Raw genomic sequence first — 14467 nt, 5'->3', positions numbered from 1 at the left:
TCGGGCTGAGGCTCAGCGGCCGCCGCCGATGTCGAGGATGGCGCCCGTGGTGTAGGAGGCCTCCTCCGAGAGCAGCCACACGATCGGTGCGGCCACCTCCTCCGCGGTGCCGGCCCGCTTCATCGGGACGCCCGGGCCGAGGCGCTCCACCCGGTCGGGCTCGCCGCCGCTGGCGTGGATCTCGGTGGCGATGATGCCGGGCGCCACCGCGTTGACCCGGATGCCCTCGGCGGCGACCTCGCGGGCGAGCCCGACCGTCAGCGAGTCGATGGCGCCCTTGGAGGCGGCGTAGTCCACGAACTGACCGGGGCCGCCGAGGCGCGCCGCCACCGAGGACAGATTCACGATCGCGCCCCCCGCCCCGCCGCGCTTGGTCGACATGCGCCGCACCGCCTCCCGCGCGCAGAGGAAGCTGCCGACCACGTTGGTGGTCATCATGCGCTGCAGGCGGGTGACGCTCATGTCGGCGACGTCCGACTTCACGTCGACCACCCCGGCATTGTTGACGAGCGCCGCGAGGCGGCCGAGGCCGTCGGCCGCCTTGAACAGGGCGATGACGTCGGCCTCGTCGCCGACGTCGCCCTTCACGGCGAGCGCGTGTCCGCCCTGGGCCGCGATCGCGTCCACCACGTCCTGCGCCGCGGCCGCGTCCGACACGTAGCTCAGGCACACGGTGTAGCCGCGCTCCGCCAGGAGCAGCGCCACCGCGCGGCCGATGCCGCGGCTGCCGCCGGTGACGATCGCGACCCTGTTCTCAGCGCCCGACATGGCTGCCTCAGAGGTCCAGCACGAGGCGCGCCGGATCCTCCAGCGCCTCCTTGACCCGCACCAGGAAGGTCACGGCCTCCTTACCGTCGACGATGCGATGGTCGTACGACAGGGCGAGGTACATCATCGGCCGCGCCTCGATCTTGCCGGCGCGGACCACCGGGCGCTCCTCGATGCGGTGCATGCCGAGGATGCCCGATTGCGGCGCGTTGAGGATCGGCGTCGACATCAGCGAGCCGTAGATGCCGCCGTTGGTGATCGTGAAGGTGCCGCCCTGCATCTCCTCGATGGACAGCTTGCCGTCGCGGGCCTTCTTGCCGAAGCCGGCGATCTTCTTCTCGATGCCGGCGATCGACAGGTCGTCGGCGTCGCGCACGACCGGGACGACGAGGCCCTTATCGGTGCCGACCGCGATGCCGATGTGGTAGTAGTTCTTGTAGACGAGGTCCTGCCCGTCGATCTCGGCGTTGACCGCCGGCACGTCCTTGAGGGCGCCGATCACCGCCTTGGTGAAGAAGCCCATGAAGCCGAGCTTCGTGCCGTGCTTCTTCTCGAAGATGTCCTTGTACTGGCTGCGCATCGCCATCACGGCCGACATGTCGACGTCGTTGAACGTCGTCAGCATCGCCGCCGTGTCCTGCGCGTCCTTGAGGCGGCGCGCGATGGTCTGGCGCAGCTTCGTCATGCGCACGCGCTCCTCGCGCGCGGCGTCGTCCGGCGCCGAGGGGGCCCGCGGCAGGGTCGGGCGCGCTTCCTTGGCAGGGGCGGCGGTCGGTGCCGGGCCCTTGGCGATGGCGCCGAGCATGTCGCCCTTGGTAACGCGGCCGTCCTTGCCGGAGCCGTTCACGCTCGACGGATCGACACCGGATTCGCGGGCGAGCTTCGCCACCGCCGGGCCGTTGTCGCCGACCGGGCGCTGCTGGGCCGCGGGGGCGGCGTCGCCGTGGTTGCCGTAGCCGGCAGAGGATTCCTGGGCCGGCGCCTCGGCTTTGGCGGGCGCTGCGGCCTTCGGGGCCTCGCTCCGGCTCTCGGCCTTGGTCTCGGCGGCCTCCTTCGGGGCGGCCTTCTTGCCGGCGCCTGCACCGGCACCGGCCTCGACGATCGAGCCGAGCAGGGCGCCGGGCTCCACGGTCTCGCCGTCCTTGACCAGGATCTCGCCGAGCTGGCCAGCCGCCGGGGCGTTCACCTCCAGCGTGACCTTGTCGGTCTCGAGCTCGACGATCGGCTCGTCGGCCGCGACCGTGTCGCCGGGCTTCTTGAACCAGCGGCCGATGGTGGCCTCGCTCACGGATTCGCCGAGGGTCGGGACGAGGATGTCGGTTGCCATGCTCTTCTGCCCCGCGGGGGGCCTCCTCTGGATGTCGGGCCGCGACGTCAGCGCCGCAGGATCAGGGATGGAACGGGCGAGACGGTGTACCGGAAGCCTGCCTGCGCCATCAGGACGGGATCTGCTTCGCCGAGCGCCTCGGCCCCGGCCGCGTCGTCGGCCTCGACCAGGGCCAGGCCCCAGGTGCCGCCGGACTCGAAGACGGGCCCGACCGCGATGGCGGCTCCACGGGCCGCCTGCTCCATCCAGTAGCCGGAATGCGCCGAGAACAGCGCCTTCTCGGCCTCCGTCGCGTCGAACGGGAAGCTCGGGCGGGGCGGTTCCAGACGGAGCAGGAAGTAGGCCATGGCCGGACGATCAGACCGCCAGGGCCTCGTTGAGGAAGGCCTGGAGCTGCGCCTGGTGCTTCGACATCTGGCCGACCGCCGTGGAGGCGGAAGCCGGACGGCCGACGTAGCGGGCGCGCTTCACCGCGGAGCCGGCCTGGCCGAGCACCCACTCGAGATAGGGCTCGACGAAGGACCAGGCGCCCATGTTCTTGGGCTCCTCCTGGCACCAGATCACGTCGGCGTTGCGGAAGCGGCCCATCTCGTTGGCCAGCGCCTTCAGCGGGAACGGGTAGAGCTGCTCGACGCGCATCAGGTAGATGTCGTTGAGGCCGCGCTTCTCCCGCTCCTCCAGGAGGTCGTAGTAGACCTTGCCGGAGCAGAGCACGACGCGGCGGATCTTGTCGTCGCGCACGAGCTTGTTCTGCGCCCCCTCCTCCTCGGCGTCGTCCCACAGGACGCGGTGGAAGGTCGAGCCCTCGGCGAGCGCGTCGAGGTTCGAGACGGCGCGCTTGTGGCGCAGCAGCGACTTCGGCGTCATCAGCACCAGCGGCTTGCGGAAGTCGCGCTTCAGCTGCCGGCGCAGGATGTGGAAGTAGTTCGCCGGCGTCGTGACGTTGGCGACCTGCATGTTGTCCTCGGCGCAGGCCTGGAGGTAGCGCTCCAGCCGGGCGGACGAGTGCTCGGGCCCCTGCCCCTCGTAGCCGTGCGGCAGCAGCAGGACGAGGCCGGACATGCGCAGCCACTTGCGCTCGCCGGACGCGATGAACTGATCGATCACCACCTGGGCGCCGTTGGCGAAGTCGCCGAACTGGGCTTCCCAGAGGACCAGGGCGTTCGGCTCGGCGAGCGAGTAGCCGTACTCGAAGCCGAGCACCGCCTCCTCGGAGAGCATCGAGTTGATGATCTCGATCGAGGCCTGCCCCTCGCGGATCGAGTTGAGCGGCGTGTAGCGCTGCTCGTTCTCCTGATCGATCACCACCGCGTGGCGCTGCGAGAAGGTGCCGCGCTCGACGTCCTGGCCGGACAGCCGGACCCGGTTGCCGTCGAGGAGCGTTGCCCCGAAGGCCAGGGCCTCGGCGGTCGCCCAGTCGACGCCGATCCCGGTCTCCACCGCCTTGGCGCGGTTGTCCATGAAGCGCTGGATCGTGCGGTGCAGGTGGAAGCCCGGCGGCACCTGGGTAATCCTGCGGGCGATCTCCTGCAGGGTCTCGGCCGGAACGGCGGTGCGGCCGCGGCGCGGATCGTCCACGTCCTCGTGCACGGCCTTCACGCCGGACCAGCGGCCGTCGAGCCAGTCGGCCTTGTTGGCCTTGTAGTTGTTGGCGACGTCGAGCTCGCTGTCGAGCATCCCGCGGAACTCGGCCTTGCGGGCGTCGAGCGCCTCCTGGGTCACGGAGCCGTTCTCGACCAGCTTGCGGCCGTAATTCTCCAGCACCGACGGGTGCTTGCGGATCCGCTGGTACATCTTCGGCTGGGTGAAGGCCGGCTCGTCGCCCTCGTTGTGGCCGAAGCGGCGGTAGCACAGCATGTCGATCACGACCGGCTTGCCGAACTTCTGGCGGTACTCGACCGCGACCTTCGCCGCGAAGGTGACGGCCTCGGGGTCGTCGCCGTTGCAGTGGAAGATCGGCGCCTCGACCATCTTGGCGACGTCGGACGGGTAGGGCGACGAGCGGGAGAAGCGCGGATCGGTCGTGAAGCCGATCTGGTTGTTGATGATGAAGTGGACCGATCCGCCGGTGCGGTGGCCCTTCAGGCCCGACAGGCCGAAGCACTCCGCGACCACGCCCTGGCCCGCGAAGGCCGCGTCGCCGTGGATCAGGAGCGGCAGCACCGTGCGGCGCTCGATGTTGGGCTTGGCCCACTGGTCCTGCTTGGCGCGGACCTTGCCGAGCACGACCGGGTCGACGATCTCGAGGTGCGACGGGTTGGCGGTCAGCGACAGGTGAACGTTGTTGCCGTCGAAGGCGCGGTCCGAGGACGCGCCCAGGTGGTACTTCACGTCGCCCGAGCCCTCGACCTCGGCCGGGGAGGCCGAGCCGCCCTTGAACTCGTGGAACACCGCCCGGAACGGCTTGGCCATCACGTTGGTGAGCACGTTGAGCCGGCCGCGATGGGCCATGCCCAGCACGATCTCGCGGACGCCCAGCGCGCCGCCGCGCTTGATGATCTGCTCCAGCGCCGGGATCATCGACTCGCCGCCGTCGAGGCCGAAGCGCTTGGTCCCGGTGTACTTGAGGTCCAGGAACTTCTCGAAGCCCTCGGCCTCGATCAGCTTGTTGAGGATGGCGCGCCGGCCCTCGGGGGTGAAGGAGATCTCCTTGTCCTTGCCCTCGATGCGCTCCTGGATCCACGCCTTCTCGGCGGGGTCGGAGATGTGCATGAACTCGACGCCGAGGGTCTGGCAGTAGGTCCGCTCCAGGATGTCGACGATCTCGCGGATCGTGCCGAACTGGAGGCCGAGCACGTTGTCGAGGAAGATCGGGCGGTCCCAGTCGCTCTCCTGGAAGCCGTAATGCTGCGGGTGCAGCTCCTCGTGGTCGCCGCGCGGCGCGAGACCCAGCGGGTCGAGCTTGGCGTGCAGGTGGCCGCGCATGCGGTAGGAGCGGATCAGCATGATCGCCCGCACCGAGTCCTTCGTCGCCTGCTCCACCGAGACGCCGGTGGTCGCCGTGACGCTGTCCTGCGGCTTGCCGGGCTTGGCGTCCTTGCCCTCGCGGGCGACGATCTTGTCGCCGATCGCCTTCTCCAGGGCGCCCCAGTTGCCGTCCAGCGCCGAGACCAGCTCGCCGTTGAGCGGCACCGGCCAGTTCGGCCGCTCCCAGGAGGCGCCGGCGGCGTTCTTCTCGACCAGGGTCTCGTCCTCGCCGAGCCCCTTGAAGAAGGCCTGCCACTCCGGATCCACCGAGGACGGGTTGCGGGCGTAGGCCGCCTGCAATTCCTCGATGTAGGCGGCGTTGGCGCCGTAGAGGAACGAGGTTTCGAGGAGCGCTTCGTTCACGTCCTGGCGTGCCATGGTGCGTCCATCCTGATCGCGCGGGCAGGCTCCCCTGCCCTCCGGGCTCCCCGTCCGCGCGGCGGATCGCCCTCAAACCGAAACGGGGCGGGTGACCGCCCCGCTGAAATCGTCTGCACGCCCGATATGGGCGTCGCGGCCCTGCGATGGCCGCAACGCAGGCGCGCTTGCCTCAGCCCTTCAGGACCTCGACGAGCGTCGAGCCCAGCCGGGCCGGCGACGGCGACACGCGGATGCCCGCGGCCTCCATGGCGGCGATCTTGTCCTCGGCGCCGCCCTTGCCGCCCGAGATGATCGCGCCGGCATGGCCCATGCGGCGGCCCGGAGGCGCCGTTCGGCCGGCGATGAAGCCGACCATCGGCTTCTTCCGCCCGCGCTTGGCCTCGTCCTTCAGGAACTGCGCGGCCTCCTCCTCGGCCGAGCCGCCGATCTCGCCGATCATCACGATCGACTCGGTCTTCGGGTCGGCGAGGAACAGCTCCAGCACGTCGATGAACTCGGTGCCCTTCACCGGGTCGCCGCCGATGCCCACCGCCGTGGTCTGGCCGAGGCCGGCATTGGAGGTCTGGAACACCGCCTCGTAGGTCAGCGTGCCCGAGCGGGACACGATGCCGACGGAGCCCGGCCGGAAGATGTTGGCCGGCATGATGCCGATCTTCGACTCGCCGGCCGTGACGATGCCGGGGCAGTTCGGCCCGACGAGGCGCGACTTCGAGCCGGTGAGCGCCCGCTTCACCCGCACCATGTCGAGCACCGGGATGCCCTCCGTGATGCAGACGATCAGCGGCACCTCGGCGGCGATCGCCTCGCAGATCGCGTCGGCGGCGCCGGGCGGCGGCACGTAGACCACCGAGGCCTCGGCGCCCGTGGCCTCGCGGGCCTCCGCGACCGTGTCGAACACCGGCAGGCCGAGATGGCTGGAGCCGCCCTTACCGGGGCTCGTGCCACCGACCATCTTGGTGCCGTACGCGATGGCCTGCTCGGAGTGGAAGGTCCCGTTCTTGCCGGTGAAGCCCTGGCAGATGACCTTGGTGTTGGCGTCGATCATCACCGACATGGTCAGGCTCCCTTCACGGCGGCGACGATCTTCTGGGCGGCGTCGTCGAGGTCGTCCGCCGGGATCACGTTGAGGCCCGAGTTGCGGATGATGGCCTTGCCCTGCTCGACGTTGGTGCCCTCGAGGCGCACCACCAGCGGGACCTGCAGGCCCACCGCCTTCACGGCCGCGATCACGCCGTTGGCGATCACGTCGCACTTCATGATCCCGCCGAAGATGTTGACGAGGATCCCCTTCACGTTCGGGTCGGCGGTGATGATCTTGAACGCCGCCGTGACCTTCTCCTCCGAGGCGCCGCCGCCGACATCGAGGAAGTTCGCCGGCTCCTCGCCGTAGAGCTTGATGATGTCGAGCGTCGCCATGGCGAGGCCGGCGCCGTTGACCATGCAGCCGATCGTGCCGTCGAGCGCGATGTAGGCGAGGTCGTACTTCGACGCCTCGATCTCCTTGGCGTCCTCCTCGGTCTCGTCGCGCAGGGCGACGATGTCGGCGTGCCGGTAGAGGGCGTTCGAGTCGAAGGCCATCTTGGCGTCGAGGCACTTGAGGTGCCCGTCGGCGGTCAGCACCAGCGGGTTGATCTCGAGGAGGCTCATGTCCTTGGCCACGAAGGCCGCGTAGAGCTTCTCGGTGAGCGCGGCGGCCTCCTTGGCCTGGGCGCCCGACAGGCCGAGCGCCTTGGCGACGGCGCGGCCGTGGTGGGGCATCACGCCGGTGGCCGGATCGACCGCGATCGTGTGGATCTTCTCGGGCGTGTCGTGGGCGACCGCCTCGATGTCCATGCCACCCTCGGTGGAGACCACGAAGGCGACGCCGCCCGTGGCGCGGTCGACCAGCATCGAGAGGTAGAATTCCTCGGCGATCTGGGCGCCTTCCTCGATGTAGAGGCGGTTGACCTGCTTGCCGGCCGGGCCGGTCTGGATGGTCACCAGCGTCTGGCCGAGCATCTCGCCGGCGAACTGCTTGACCTCGTCGATCGACTTGGTGACGCGCACGCCGCCCTTGGCGCCCTCGGGCGCGCCCTTGAAGGTGCCCTTGCCGCGGCCGCCCGCGTGGATCTGGCTCTTCACGACCCAGACGGGACCGCCAAGCTCCTTGGCGGCGGCCTCGGCCTCCGACGGGTTGAAGATGGCCACGCCGCGGGAGACGGGCAGGCCGAACTCCTTCAGCACGGCCTTGGCCTGATATTCGTGGATATTCATCGGAGCCTCGTAGGGAGGAGCGAATAGGTGGCAGCGGGCGGCGCGTAGAGGTATCGAGCGATCGAGAGTCGAATCTCCGAACGCTACGCGCTGCCCGGTATCCGCTTACCGGTCAGGCGAGGTTGCTGTCGACGCCCTTGCAGGCCTCGATGAGGCCCGTCACCGAGGCGACGGACTTGTCGAACATGGCCTTCTCGGCGTCGTCGAAGGTCACCTCGAGCACGCGCTCGACGCCGTTCGCGCCGATCACGATCGGCACGCCGATGAACATGCCCTTCACGCCGTACTGGCCGTCGAGGTAGGCCGCGCAGGGCAGGACCCGCTTCTTGTCGCGCAGGTAGCTCTCGGCCATCGCGATGGCGGAGGCGGCGGGCGCGTAGAAGGCCGAGCCGGTCTTGAGCAGGTTGACGATCTCGCCGCCGCCCTTGCGGGTGCGGTCGACCATGGCGTCGAGCTTCTCCTGGGTGGTCCAGCCGAGCTTGACGAGGTCGGTCAGCGGCACGCCCGCGACCGTGGAGTAGCGGGTCAGCGGGACCATGTCGTCGCCGTGGCCGCCGAGCACGAAGGCCGTCACGTCCTCCACCGAGACCTTGAACTCCTCGGCGAGGAAGTGGCGGAAGCGCGCCGAATCCAGCACGCCGGCCATGCCGACGATCTTGTTGGTCGGGACGCCGGAGAACTTCTGCAGCGCCCAGACCATGGCGTCGAGCGGGTTGGTGATGCAGATCACGAAGGCGTTCGGCGCGTGGGTCTTGATGCCCTCGCCGACGGCCTGCATCACCTTGAGGTTGATGCCGATCAGGTCGTCGCGGCTCATGCCGGGCTTGCGCGGCACGCCGGCGGTGACGATCACCACGTCGGCGTCCTTGATGGCGGCGTAGTCGCTGGCACCCGCGTACCGCGCGTCGAAGCCCTCGACCGGGGCGGCCTCGGCGATGTCGAGGGCCTTGCCCTGCGGCACGCCGTCGACGATGTCGAACAGCACCACGTCCCCGAGATCCTTGAGGCCGGCCAGAAGGGCCAGGGTGCCGCCGATCTGGCCGGCACCGATGAGCGCGATCTTGTTGCGAGCCATGTCGGATGTGTCTCCGCTGCGTTCGACTTCGGTGATGCGTTGCGCGAGGCCGGGGCTGCTCGTCCGTCAGGGTCCGAGGCCGGATTCGCCACTCTGAAATCTGCGCGGCTGTGTGGCCGAAAAGCACCGTGGCTTCAACCCGATGCGGGCCGCGCGAGCGACCCGTCCGGGACGCCGGAGCGCCACCGGGGAGCCCGACGGTCCTTCGGAAACGTCAACGTCGCGAAGGTTTTAGGTGCAGTGCACCCTGCCGCGCGGCCGCTCCAAAGGCGCGATGACAGATCTGAAAACCTGTCATTTCGGTTCGCGCCGGGCGTGAAGAAGCGCGTCGGGCCGCGCGAACGACGAAGGCCCGGACGGGGTGTCCGGGCCTTCGGAATATCCTGTTCTGGGAGCGGCGGATCAGAGGATGCCGGAGCGCAGAACCCGCTGGATCGCGTGGATGACGGCGCCGAACCGGGCCTCGATCAGGTCGCGCGGCACCTCGGCATCGTGCTGGATCGCCAGGGGATGGGTGAAGCGGTAGCTCGCGTCGAAGATGTAGGCGATCGCCCGCTCCCGGTCCCGGGCCGAGAAGATCCCGGAGGTGATCCCCTCCTCGACCACGCGCTCGACGAGGCTGCGCAGGCGCACGCGGTGCCGCCGGGCGATCGGGCGGGCCGACACGGTGGCGTCGAGATGGACCGCGAACAGGTTCGGCTCGTCGAACAGGGCGTCCCGCTGGACCGTCGCCAGGGCGGTCAGGAGCCGCTCGATCTTGTCGTCGGCGGGGTCGGGCGCGTCGGCGATGCCGGCGAGCCGGGCCTCGACCTCGCGGAGCCAGCGGCCCGCCACCGCGTCGAGGAGCGCGTCCTTCGACGGGAAGTAGCGGTAGACGTTCGCGTGCGTCATGCCGGCCTCGGCGGCGACGGCCACGACCGTCACGCGCTTGGGACCGAGCCGCGAGAGATGCTCGGTGGCAATCCCGAGCAGCCGCACGTCGGCCGCGACCGGCGCCCGCGGGCGGGCAGGACTGACCGCCTCACCCGTCTCGCGGAGTGTGCCGGATTCGGCGTCGGCGACGGTAATCTTGGCCTTGGCGCTGAGCGCCTCCTCCTTGGACCCGTCGGACTCTGGCTTGAGGAAAGGAAGCGGAAGGCGGGAAGTGGACAGGTGGTAGGGCGAGACGGACCCCCATCATACCGGCTGAAGCGTCCCGGCGCTTCGCGTTGACGTTACGGCTTCCCCCCGGGAGCCCGGTTACCTGAGCGGATTAGGACCGCTTAAACACCCCTATGTGTCAGTTTGCCTTGAGAAGGCAACAAATTTTTCTCGTTATCACCTGCGTCAGAAGCGGTTCTTCCACGCCCGCAAGGCGACGAACACGGCCTCGGGATCGCTCTGCGGCGGCAGGTCGACGGATTTCGCGAGGGCCGGCTGCCCGCTCCGCAGGAACGGGTTGGTCGCCCGCTCCGCACCCATGGTCGAGGGGATGAGGAAGCGGCCCTCGGCCTGGGCGCGCTCGGCCTCGGCGAGGCGCGCCCTCAGGTCCGGGTTGTCGGGATCGGCCGCCAGGGCGAAGCGGGCGTTGGAGAGTACGTAGTCGTGGCCGCTGAAGACCTGCGTCGCGTCGGGCAGGTCGTCGAAGCGGCGCAGCGAGCGGTAGAGCGTCTCCGGCGGGCTCTCCATCACCCGGCCGCAGCCCAGGGTGAACAGGGTGTCGCCGGCGCAGACGAGGCCGGCCTGCGCGAACCAGTAGGTCACGTGGTCGGCGCAGTGGCCGGGCGTCTCCCAGACCTGCGCCTCGAGGCGGCCGACCGTGACCGTGTCGCCCTCCCGCACGGTCACGTCCACCTGTGGGACCGCGTCGCCGGCCTTGGCGGGGGCGACCACCCGGGCGCCGGTCGCCCGCTTCACCTCCGGGATGCCCTCGACGTGGTCGCCGTGCCGGTGCGTCACGAGGATGTCGGTCAGCCGCCAGCCGGTCTCGTTCAGGGCCCGGAGGACCGGTCCGGCTTCCGGCACGTCGATCGCCGCGCAGGCGCCCGTCTGCGGATCGCGGATCAGCACGCCGATATTGTCGCTGCGGCAGAGGAAGGTGCGAATCTCGGTCTCGGCGGCCATCGGACGGAGTCTCCCAGGAGCGCGAACGGGCGCGGGGCGGCGCGAAAACTGTTGCCGTGAACAGGTGATGGTCCGGCCGGGTTCCTCCGGCGCTTGCCGCGGCGCGCGCGGCTCACCATTGAGTACGACGACCGTTCCGTCCGCGATCTCCTGTTCCCTCATGCGTCTCGACGTCAACGGCTTGCGGGCCTTCTACGCCAGCCCTCTGGGCCGCACGACGCACCGCGTGGTCGGCCGCGCGCTCCACGACTTCCTCGGCTCGGTCTCGGGGCTGCGCGTCCTCGGGATCGGCTACGCCACGCCGTATCTCGGGCCGGTCCACTGCATCGCCGAGCGCACCCTCGCCTTCATGCCGGCCTCGCAGGGCGTGGTGAACTGGCCGAGCACCGGGCGCTCCTGCGCGGCGCTCGCCGATCCCACCATGATGCCGCTGCCGGAGGCCGCCATCGACCGGGTCATCCTGGTCCACGCCCTCGAATCGGTGGAGAGCCCGACGGAGCTGCTGCAGGAGGTCTGGCGGACCCTCACGCCGGGCGGCCGCATGATCCTCGTGGTGCCCAACCGCCGGGGCGTCTGGGCCCGCCGGGAGGCGACGCCGTTCGGCCACGGGCAGCCCTACAGCCGCTCGCAGCTCGGGCGGCTCATGCGCGAGACGCTGTTCTCGCCGGTGAGCTGGGCCGAGACCCTGTACATGCCGCCGGCCCGCTCGCGCCTGATGCTGCGCACCGGACCCGCCTGGGAGTGGCTCGGCACCGGCCTGTCCCTGCCCTTCGCGGGCCTGCACGTGGTCGACGCGACGAAGCAGCTCTACCGGCCGGTCGCCGTGCAGCAGGTGCGGCGCGCCCGCCGCCTCGCGCCGGCCCGGGTGCTGGTGCCGGCCCCCTCCCCGGGTTGACCCCGATGAGCCTCGACTTCACCACCCAGCAATTCCTGCTGGCCCTGTCGGCCCTGTTCTCGATCGTGAACCCGATCGGGGGCGCCTTCATCTTCGCCCAGGTGGCGGGCGCCTTCAGCCACGCCGAGCGCGTGCTGCTGTCGCGCCGGATCGGCGTCTACGCCGCCCTGGTGATGCTCGGCGCCCTCTGGGCGGGCACGCCGATCCTGAACTTCTTCGGCGTCACCCTGGGGGCGCTGCGCATCGCCGGCGGCCTCGTGGTGATGTCGTCGGCCTGGACCCAGCTGAACCGGCCCGAGGCACGGGAGGCGCGCAAGCAGGCCGAGGCCTCGGGCTCGGCGGGCCGCGGCGCGGCTCCGGCGGAGCCGCCGGGCGATCCCGCGCCCGGTCCCCTCGCCGACATCGCCTTCTTCCCCCTGACGCTCCCGTTCACCACGGGGCCGGGGACGATCGCGGTCGCCATCACCCTGGGGGCCAACCGGCCGGCGGCCTACGCGGAGCGGTTCGGCTTCTACATCGGCGTCACGCTGGCGGCCCTCGCGGTCGCCGCCACGGTCGCGGTCCTCTACGCCTCCGCCGACCGGGTGGTGGCGTTCATCGGCCCGGCCCGCGCCCGGGTGATGGGCCGCCTCTTCGCCTTCCTGCTCCTGTGCGTCGGCACGCAGATCCTGGTGAACGGCCTCGTCGACGTGTTCGCCCCCCTCGCGGCGGCGCGCTGACGTCCGGAAGACTGCCGGAGACGGCCGACCGCGACCGTCGGCCTGTCGAGCAGATCGGGCCTGAGGACCACGGCGCGGCACGCGTTCCCGTTTTCCGGCCAGGCGAATCGCTCGAATTGCCCGGTACGTCCGCGATGTTCCGTATTAAATCGCAGATACTGGCCAATATCGGCTAATATTATCGAGTTTTACAAATATATAAGTTTGTTAAGGATCTCATTTTAGAGCATCCGCCGGGATCAAATCTGATCTGATCGGGCTTGCGTCCGGCAAGGGACCGGGCAACATCTTGCCGGTACTCGGCCGCAGTGGGGAAAGCTTCCGGCCGATCCGCCGGCGAAGCAGATCCAGCAACGGAGTGCAGATCGTGGCGACGGACGTCATCGCGAGCCCCCATCGTCGGCGGTCCGCGCCCGGGCCCCGACCGAGAGGCGGCCGAACGGCCGCGACGCCGTCGGCGGTCGATCGGCAGGCCCGCGACCGCGGCCCTGCCCGTGCCGGCCCGGGCCCGATCGGATTCCGCGCTTGAGAAGACCCGGCAGCCCCGTGCGCGATCGCGCCGTCGAGGATTCCGGCCCGCCGCCGCGGACCGTGCGTCCGGGCCCGGCCCCGTGAGCCCTCGAGATCCCGCAGGCCGGTGCCGCGCGCGCCGCGGCCAACAGGCACGTATCAGCAAGGAGACACCGCATGACCGACACGACGCAGATCAAGGTTCCGGCCTGGTACAGCCCGGACGAGATCCAGGACATCCAGCGCGATCTTCTGGGCGCCGCCGCGAAGGTTCTCGTGCTCTGCCTCGGCGGCAAGGGCGGTGTCGGCAAGACGACCATCGCCCTCCAGGTGGCCGATCTCTGCGCGGAGGTCGGTCCGGTGCTGGCGATCGACACCGACCCGGCCAACCGGCACTTCCACACCGCGCTCATGCAGGAGACCATCCCCGGCAGCGACAACTTCGTTCCGCGCCGCCCCGGACTCACCGCCGTCCGGCAGCGCCTGCGCGCCGAGGACAGCACGGGCCGCGTCGACCCGACCCTGTGCCAGGACCTGATCGAGCGCGTGACCGAGGCGGCCGAGCGCTTCGTCGTGGTCGACTTCCCGGCCGGCGACACCGAGACGACCCGCCGCTGCACCGAGATCATCGTGGAGAGCTGCCGGGAGGCGAATGTCCGCCTCGCCGTGGTGGTCGCGGCCGGCGCGGTGGATCCCACAGCCCTGGAGGTCCTGCGCGAGCTCCGGCCCATGCTTATCGAGTGCGACCGGGCGATCCTGGCGAAGAACACCGCCCAGGCGACCAATTTCGACTATCTCGAATCGTCCGACCTCGTGCGAGCTCTGCGGAAGCAGTCGAACTTTCGCGTCATCGAGATCGAGCGGATCGGCGAGCGGCTGATCGAGGCCCTGCGGGTTCAGAACATGACCTGGCAGGCCTTGGCGAACAGCGCGCCGATGCGCCTGCGGGTCGAGGGCCGCCGCCTGCGGCGCAACTTCCACACGGCGTGGCGGGATGCCCTCCGGCCGTGACCAACCTCGAGCGGTTCTACCGGTCGGTCCACGGCCGCGATCTCCAGCCCTGGGAGCGTCAGCTCGCGGTGCGGATCGCGGCCGCCTTGAACACCACGACGGACGACGACTTCGTCGTCCACCTGTTGCTGGTGTACATGTCCACCAACGCCATCACGAACATGTACAACGAGCTGGTGGCGGCGCGGAACGGTCTCGCCGAACACAACCGGGACCTCATCCAGGCGCTGACGGCCGATCTGCGGCGCAACCGGCTGGTCACCGCCGTGCTGCTCGGCGCGGCAGCCCTCGGCGTGCTCGTGAGCGTCGGGATCCTCGGCACCGTCCTCAACCTGTCTTACGGGTCCGCCGCCAGCGCGGCGCGCCTCGCCGCGGCGCTGGAATCCTGCGAGTCGCGCGGCCCGGCCGGCGCCCAGCGCGGCCTCGGGATCGGTCGCTGAGCCGAGGGACCCCGCCGT

The 14467-nt window shown here is 70.1% G+C and carries 13 protein-coding genes; 4 read left to right on the top strand and 9 right to left on the bottom strand.

Annotated elements, in window-relative coordinates:
- Positions 1–12: 12 nt before the first annotated feature.
- The 9 genes from J3A75_RS08565 to gloB all read right to left on the bottom strand — a co-directional run bounded on the left by J3A75_RS08565 (position 13) and on the right by gloB (position 10874).
- Positions 13–768, bottom strand: coding sequence for an SDR family oxidoreductase (locus J3A75_RS08565; protein ID WP_012317928.1), 756 nt, complete (start codon positions 766–768; stop codon positions 13–15).
- A gap of 7 nt (positions 769–775) precedes the next feature.
- Positions 776–2095: a 2-oxoglutarate dehydrogenase complex dihydrolipoyllysine-residue succinyltransferase gene (gene odhB, locus J3A75_RS08560; protein WP_209649985.1), complete on the bottom strand. Its 1320-nt coding sequence runs from the start codon at positions 2093–2095 to the stop codon at positions 776–778.
- A 47-nt stretch (positions 2096–2142) separates the two neighbouring features.
- Positions 2143–2442 carry a YciI family protein gene (locus J3A75_RS08555; protein WP_012317926.1) on the bottom strand — a complete coding sequence of 100 codons (300 nt, stop codon included), beginning with the start codon at positions 2440–2442 and terminating at the stop codon, positions 2143–2145.
- 10 nt (positions 2443–2452) lie between these two features.
- Positions 2453–5440 (bottom strand): 2-oxoglutarate dehydrogenase E1 component, encoded by a 2988-nt coding sequence (locus tag J3A75_RS08550; protein WP_012317925.1) that lies wholly within the window; start codon positions 5438–5440, stop codon positions 2453–2455.
- Between the two features lie 172 nt (positions 5441–5612).
- Complete coding sequence (sucD, locus tag J3A75_RS08545) at positions 5613–6497, bottom strand: succinate--CoA ligase subunit alpha (protein WP_012317924.1); 885 nt, start codon at positions 6495–6497, stop codon at positions 5613–5615.
- A 2-nt stretch (positions 6498–6499) separates the two neighbouring features.
- The gene (gene sucC / locus J3A75_RS08540) at positions 6500–7696 is read right to left on the bottom strand and encodes an ADP-forming succinate--CoA ligase subunit beta (RefSeq protein ID WP_012317923.1); all 1197 of its coding nucleotides are present in this window, start codon (positions 7694–7696) and stop codon (positions 6500–6502) included.
- Between the two features lie 112 nt (positions 7697–7808).
- Positions 7809–8771 carry a malate dehydrogenase gene (gene mdh / locus J3A75_RS08535; RefSeq protein ID WP_043073226.1) on the bottom strand — a complete coding sequence of 321 codons (963 nt, stop codon included), beginning with the start codon at positions 8769–8771 and terminating at the stop codon, positions 7809–7811.
- A gap of 402 nt (positions 8772–9173) precedes the next feature.
- Complete coding sequence (locus J3A75_RS08530; RefSeq protein WP_012317921.1) at positions 9174–9749, bottom strand: TetR family transcriptional regulator; 576 nt, start codon at positions 9747–9749, stop codon at positions 9174–9176.
- Positions 9750–10097: 348 nt separating this feature from the next.
- A complete protein-coding gene (gene gloB / locus J3A75_RS08525; protein ID WP_024830893.1) occupies positions 10098–10874 on the bottom strand; it encodes a hydroxyacylglutathione hydrolase in 777 nt (258 codons plus the stop codon).
- A 160-nt stretch (positions 10875–11034) separates the two neighbouring features.
- Here gloB and J3A75_RS08520 point away from each other — a divergent pair, with 160 nt between their 5' ends.
- From J3A75_RS08520 to J3A75_RS08505, 4 genes are all read left to right on the top strand, one after another.
- On the top strand, positions 11035–11769 hold the full coding sequence (locus tag J3A75_RS08520; protein WP_012317919.1) for a class I SAM-dependent methyltransferase: 735 nt from the start codon (positions 11035–11037) through the stop codon (positions 11767–11769).
- Between the two features lie 5 nt (positions 11770–11774).
- On the top strand, positions 11775–12488 hold the full coding sequence (locus J3A75_RS08515) for a MarC family protein (RefSeq protein WP_012317918.1): 714 nt from the start codon (positions 11775–11777) through the stop codon (positions 12486–12488).
- A 687-nt stretch (positions 12489–13175) separates the two neighbouring features.
- Positions 13176–14009: an ArsA-related P-loop ATPase gene (locus tag J3A75_RS08510; RefSeq protein ID WP_012317917.1), complete on the top strand. Its 834-nt coding sequence runs from the start codon at positions 13176–13178 to the stop codon at positions 14007–14009.
- On the top strand, positions 14006–14449 hold the full coding sequence (locus tag J3A75_RS08505; protein WP_012317916.1) for a hypothetical protein: 444 nt from the start codon (positions 14006–14008) through the stop codon (positions 14447–14449). Before J3A75_RS08510 ends, J3A75_RS08505 begins: the two co-directional genes overlap by 4 nt.
- Positions 14450–14467: the final 18 nt, after the last annotated feature.

It is taken from the genome of Methylobacterium sp. PvP105 (genome assembly GCF_017876975.1).
Taxonomy (GTDB): domain Bacteria; phylum Pseudomonadota; class Alphaproteobacteria; order Rhizobiales; family Beijerinckiaceae; genus Methylobacterium; species Methylobacterium radiotolerans.
The sequence above is the reverse complement of the archived record's forward strand: the minus strand, read 5'-3'. Positions and strand labels throughout refer to the sequence as shown.

Coding starts and splice junctions, on each gene's coding strand:
- J3A75_RS08565 (WP_012317928.1), bottom strand. CDS start 768: ATGTCGGGCGCTGAGAACAGGGTCGCGATCGTCACCGGCGGCAGCCGC.
- odhB (WP_209649985.1), bottom strand. CDS start 2,095: ATGGCAACCGACATCCTCGTCCCGACCCTCGGCGAATCCGTGAGCGAG.
- J3A75_RS08555 (WP_012317926.1), bottom strand. CDS start 2,442: ATGGCCTACTTCCTGCTCCGTCTGGAACCGCCCCGCCCGAGCTTCCCG.
- J3A75_RS08550 (WP_012317925.1), bottom strand. CDS start 5,440: ATGGCACGCCAGGACGTGAACGAAGCGCTCCTCGAAACCTCGTTCCTC.
- sucD (WP_012317924.1), bottom strand. CDS start 6,497: ATGTCGGTGATGATCGACGCCAACACCAAGGTCATCTGCCAGGGCTTC.
- sucC (WP_012317923.1), bottom strand. CDS start 7,696: ATGAATATCCACGAATATCAGGCCAAGGCCGTGCTGAAGGAGTTCGGC.
- mdh (WP_043073226.1), bottom strand. CDS start 8,771: ATGGCTCGCAACAAGATCGCGCTCATCGGTGCCGGCCAGATCGGCGGC.
- gloB (WP_024830893.1), bottom strand. CDS start 10,874: ATGGCCGCCGAGACCGAGATTCGCACCTTCCTCTGCCGCAGCGACAAT.
- J3A75_RS08520 (WP_012317919.1), top strand. CDS start 11,035: ATGCGTCTCGACGTCAACGGCTTGCGGGCCTTCTACGCCAGCCCTCTG.
- J3A75_RS08515 (WP_012317918.1), top strand. CDS start 11,775: ATGAGCCTCGACTTCACCACCCAGCAATTCCTGCTGGCCCTGTCGGCC.
- J3A75_RS08510 (WP_012317917.1), top strand. CDS start 13,176: ATGACCGACACGACGCAGATCAAGGTTCCGGCCTGGTACAGCCCGGAC.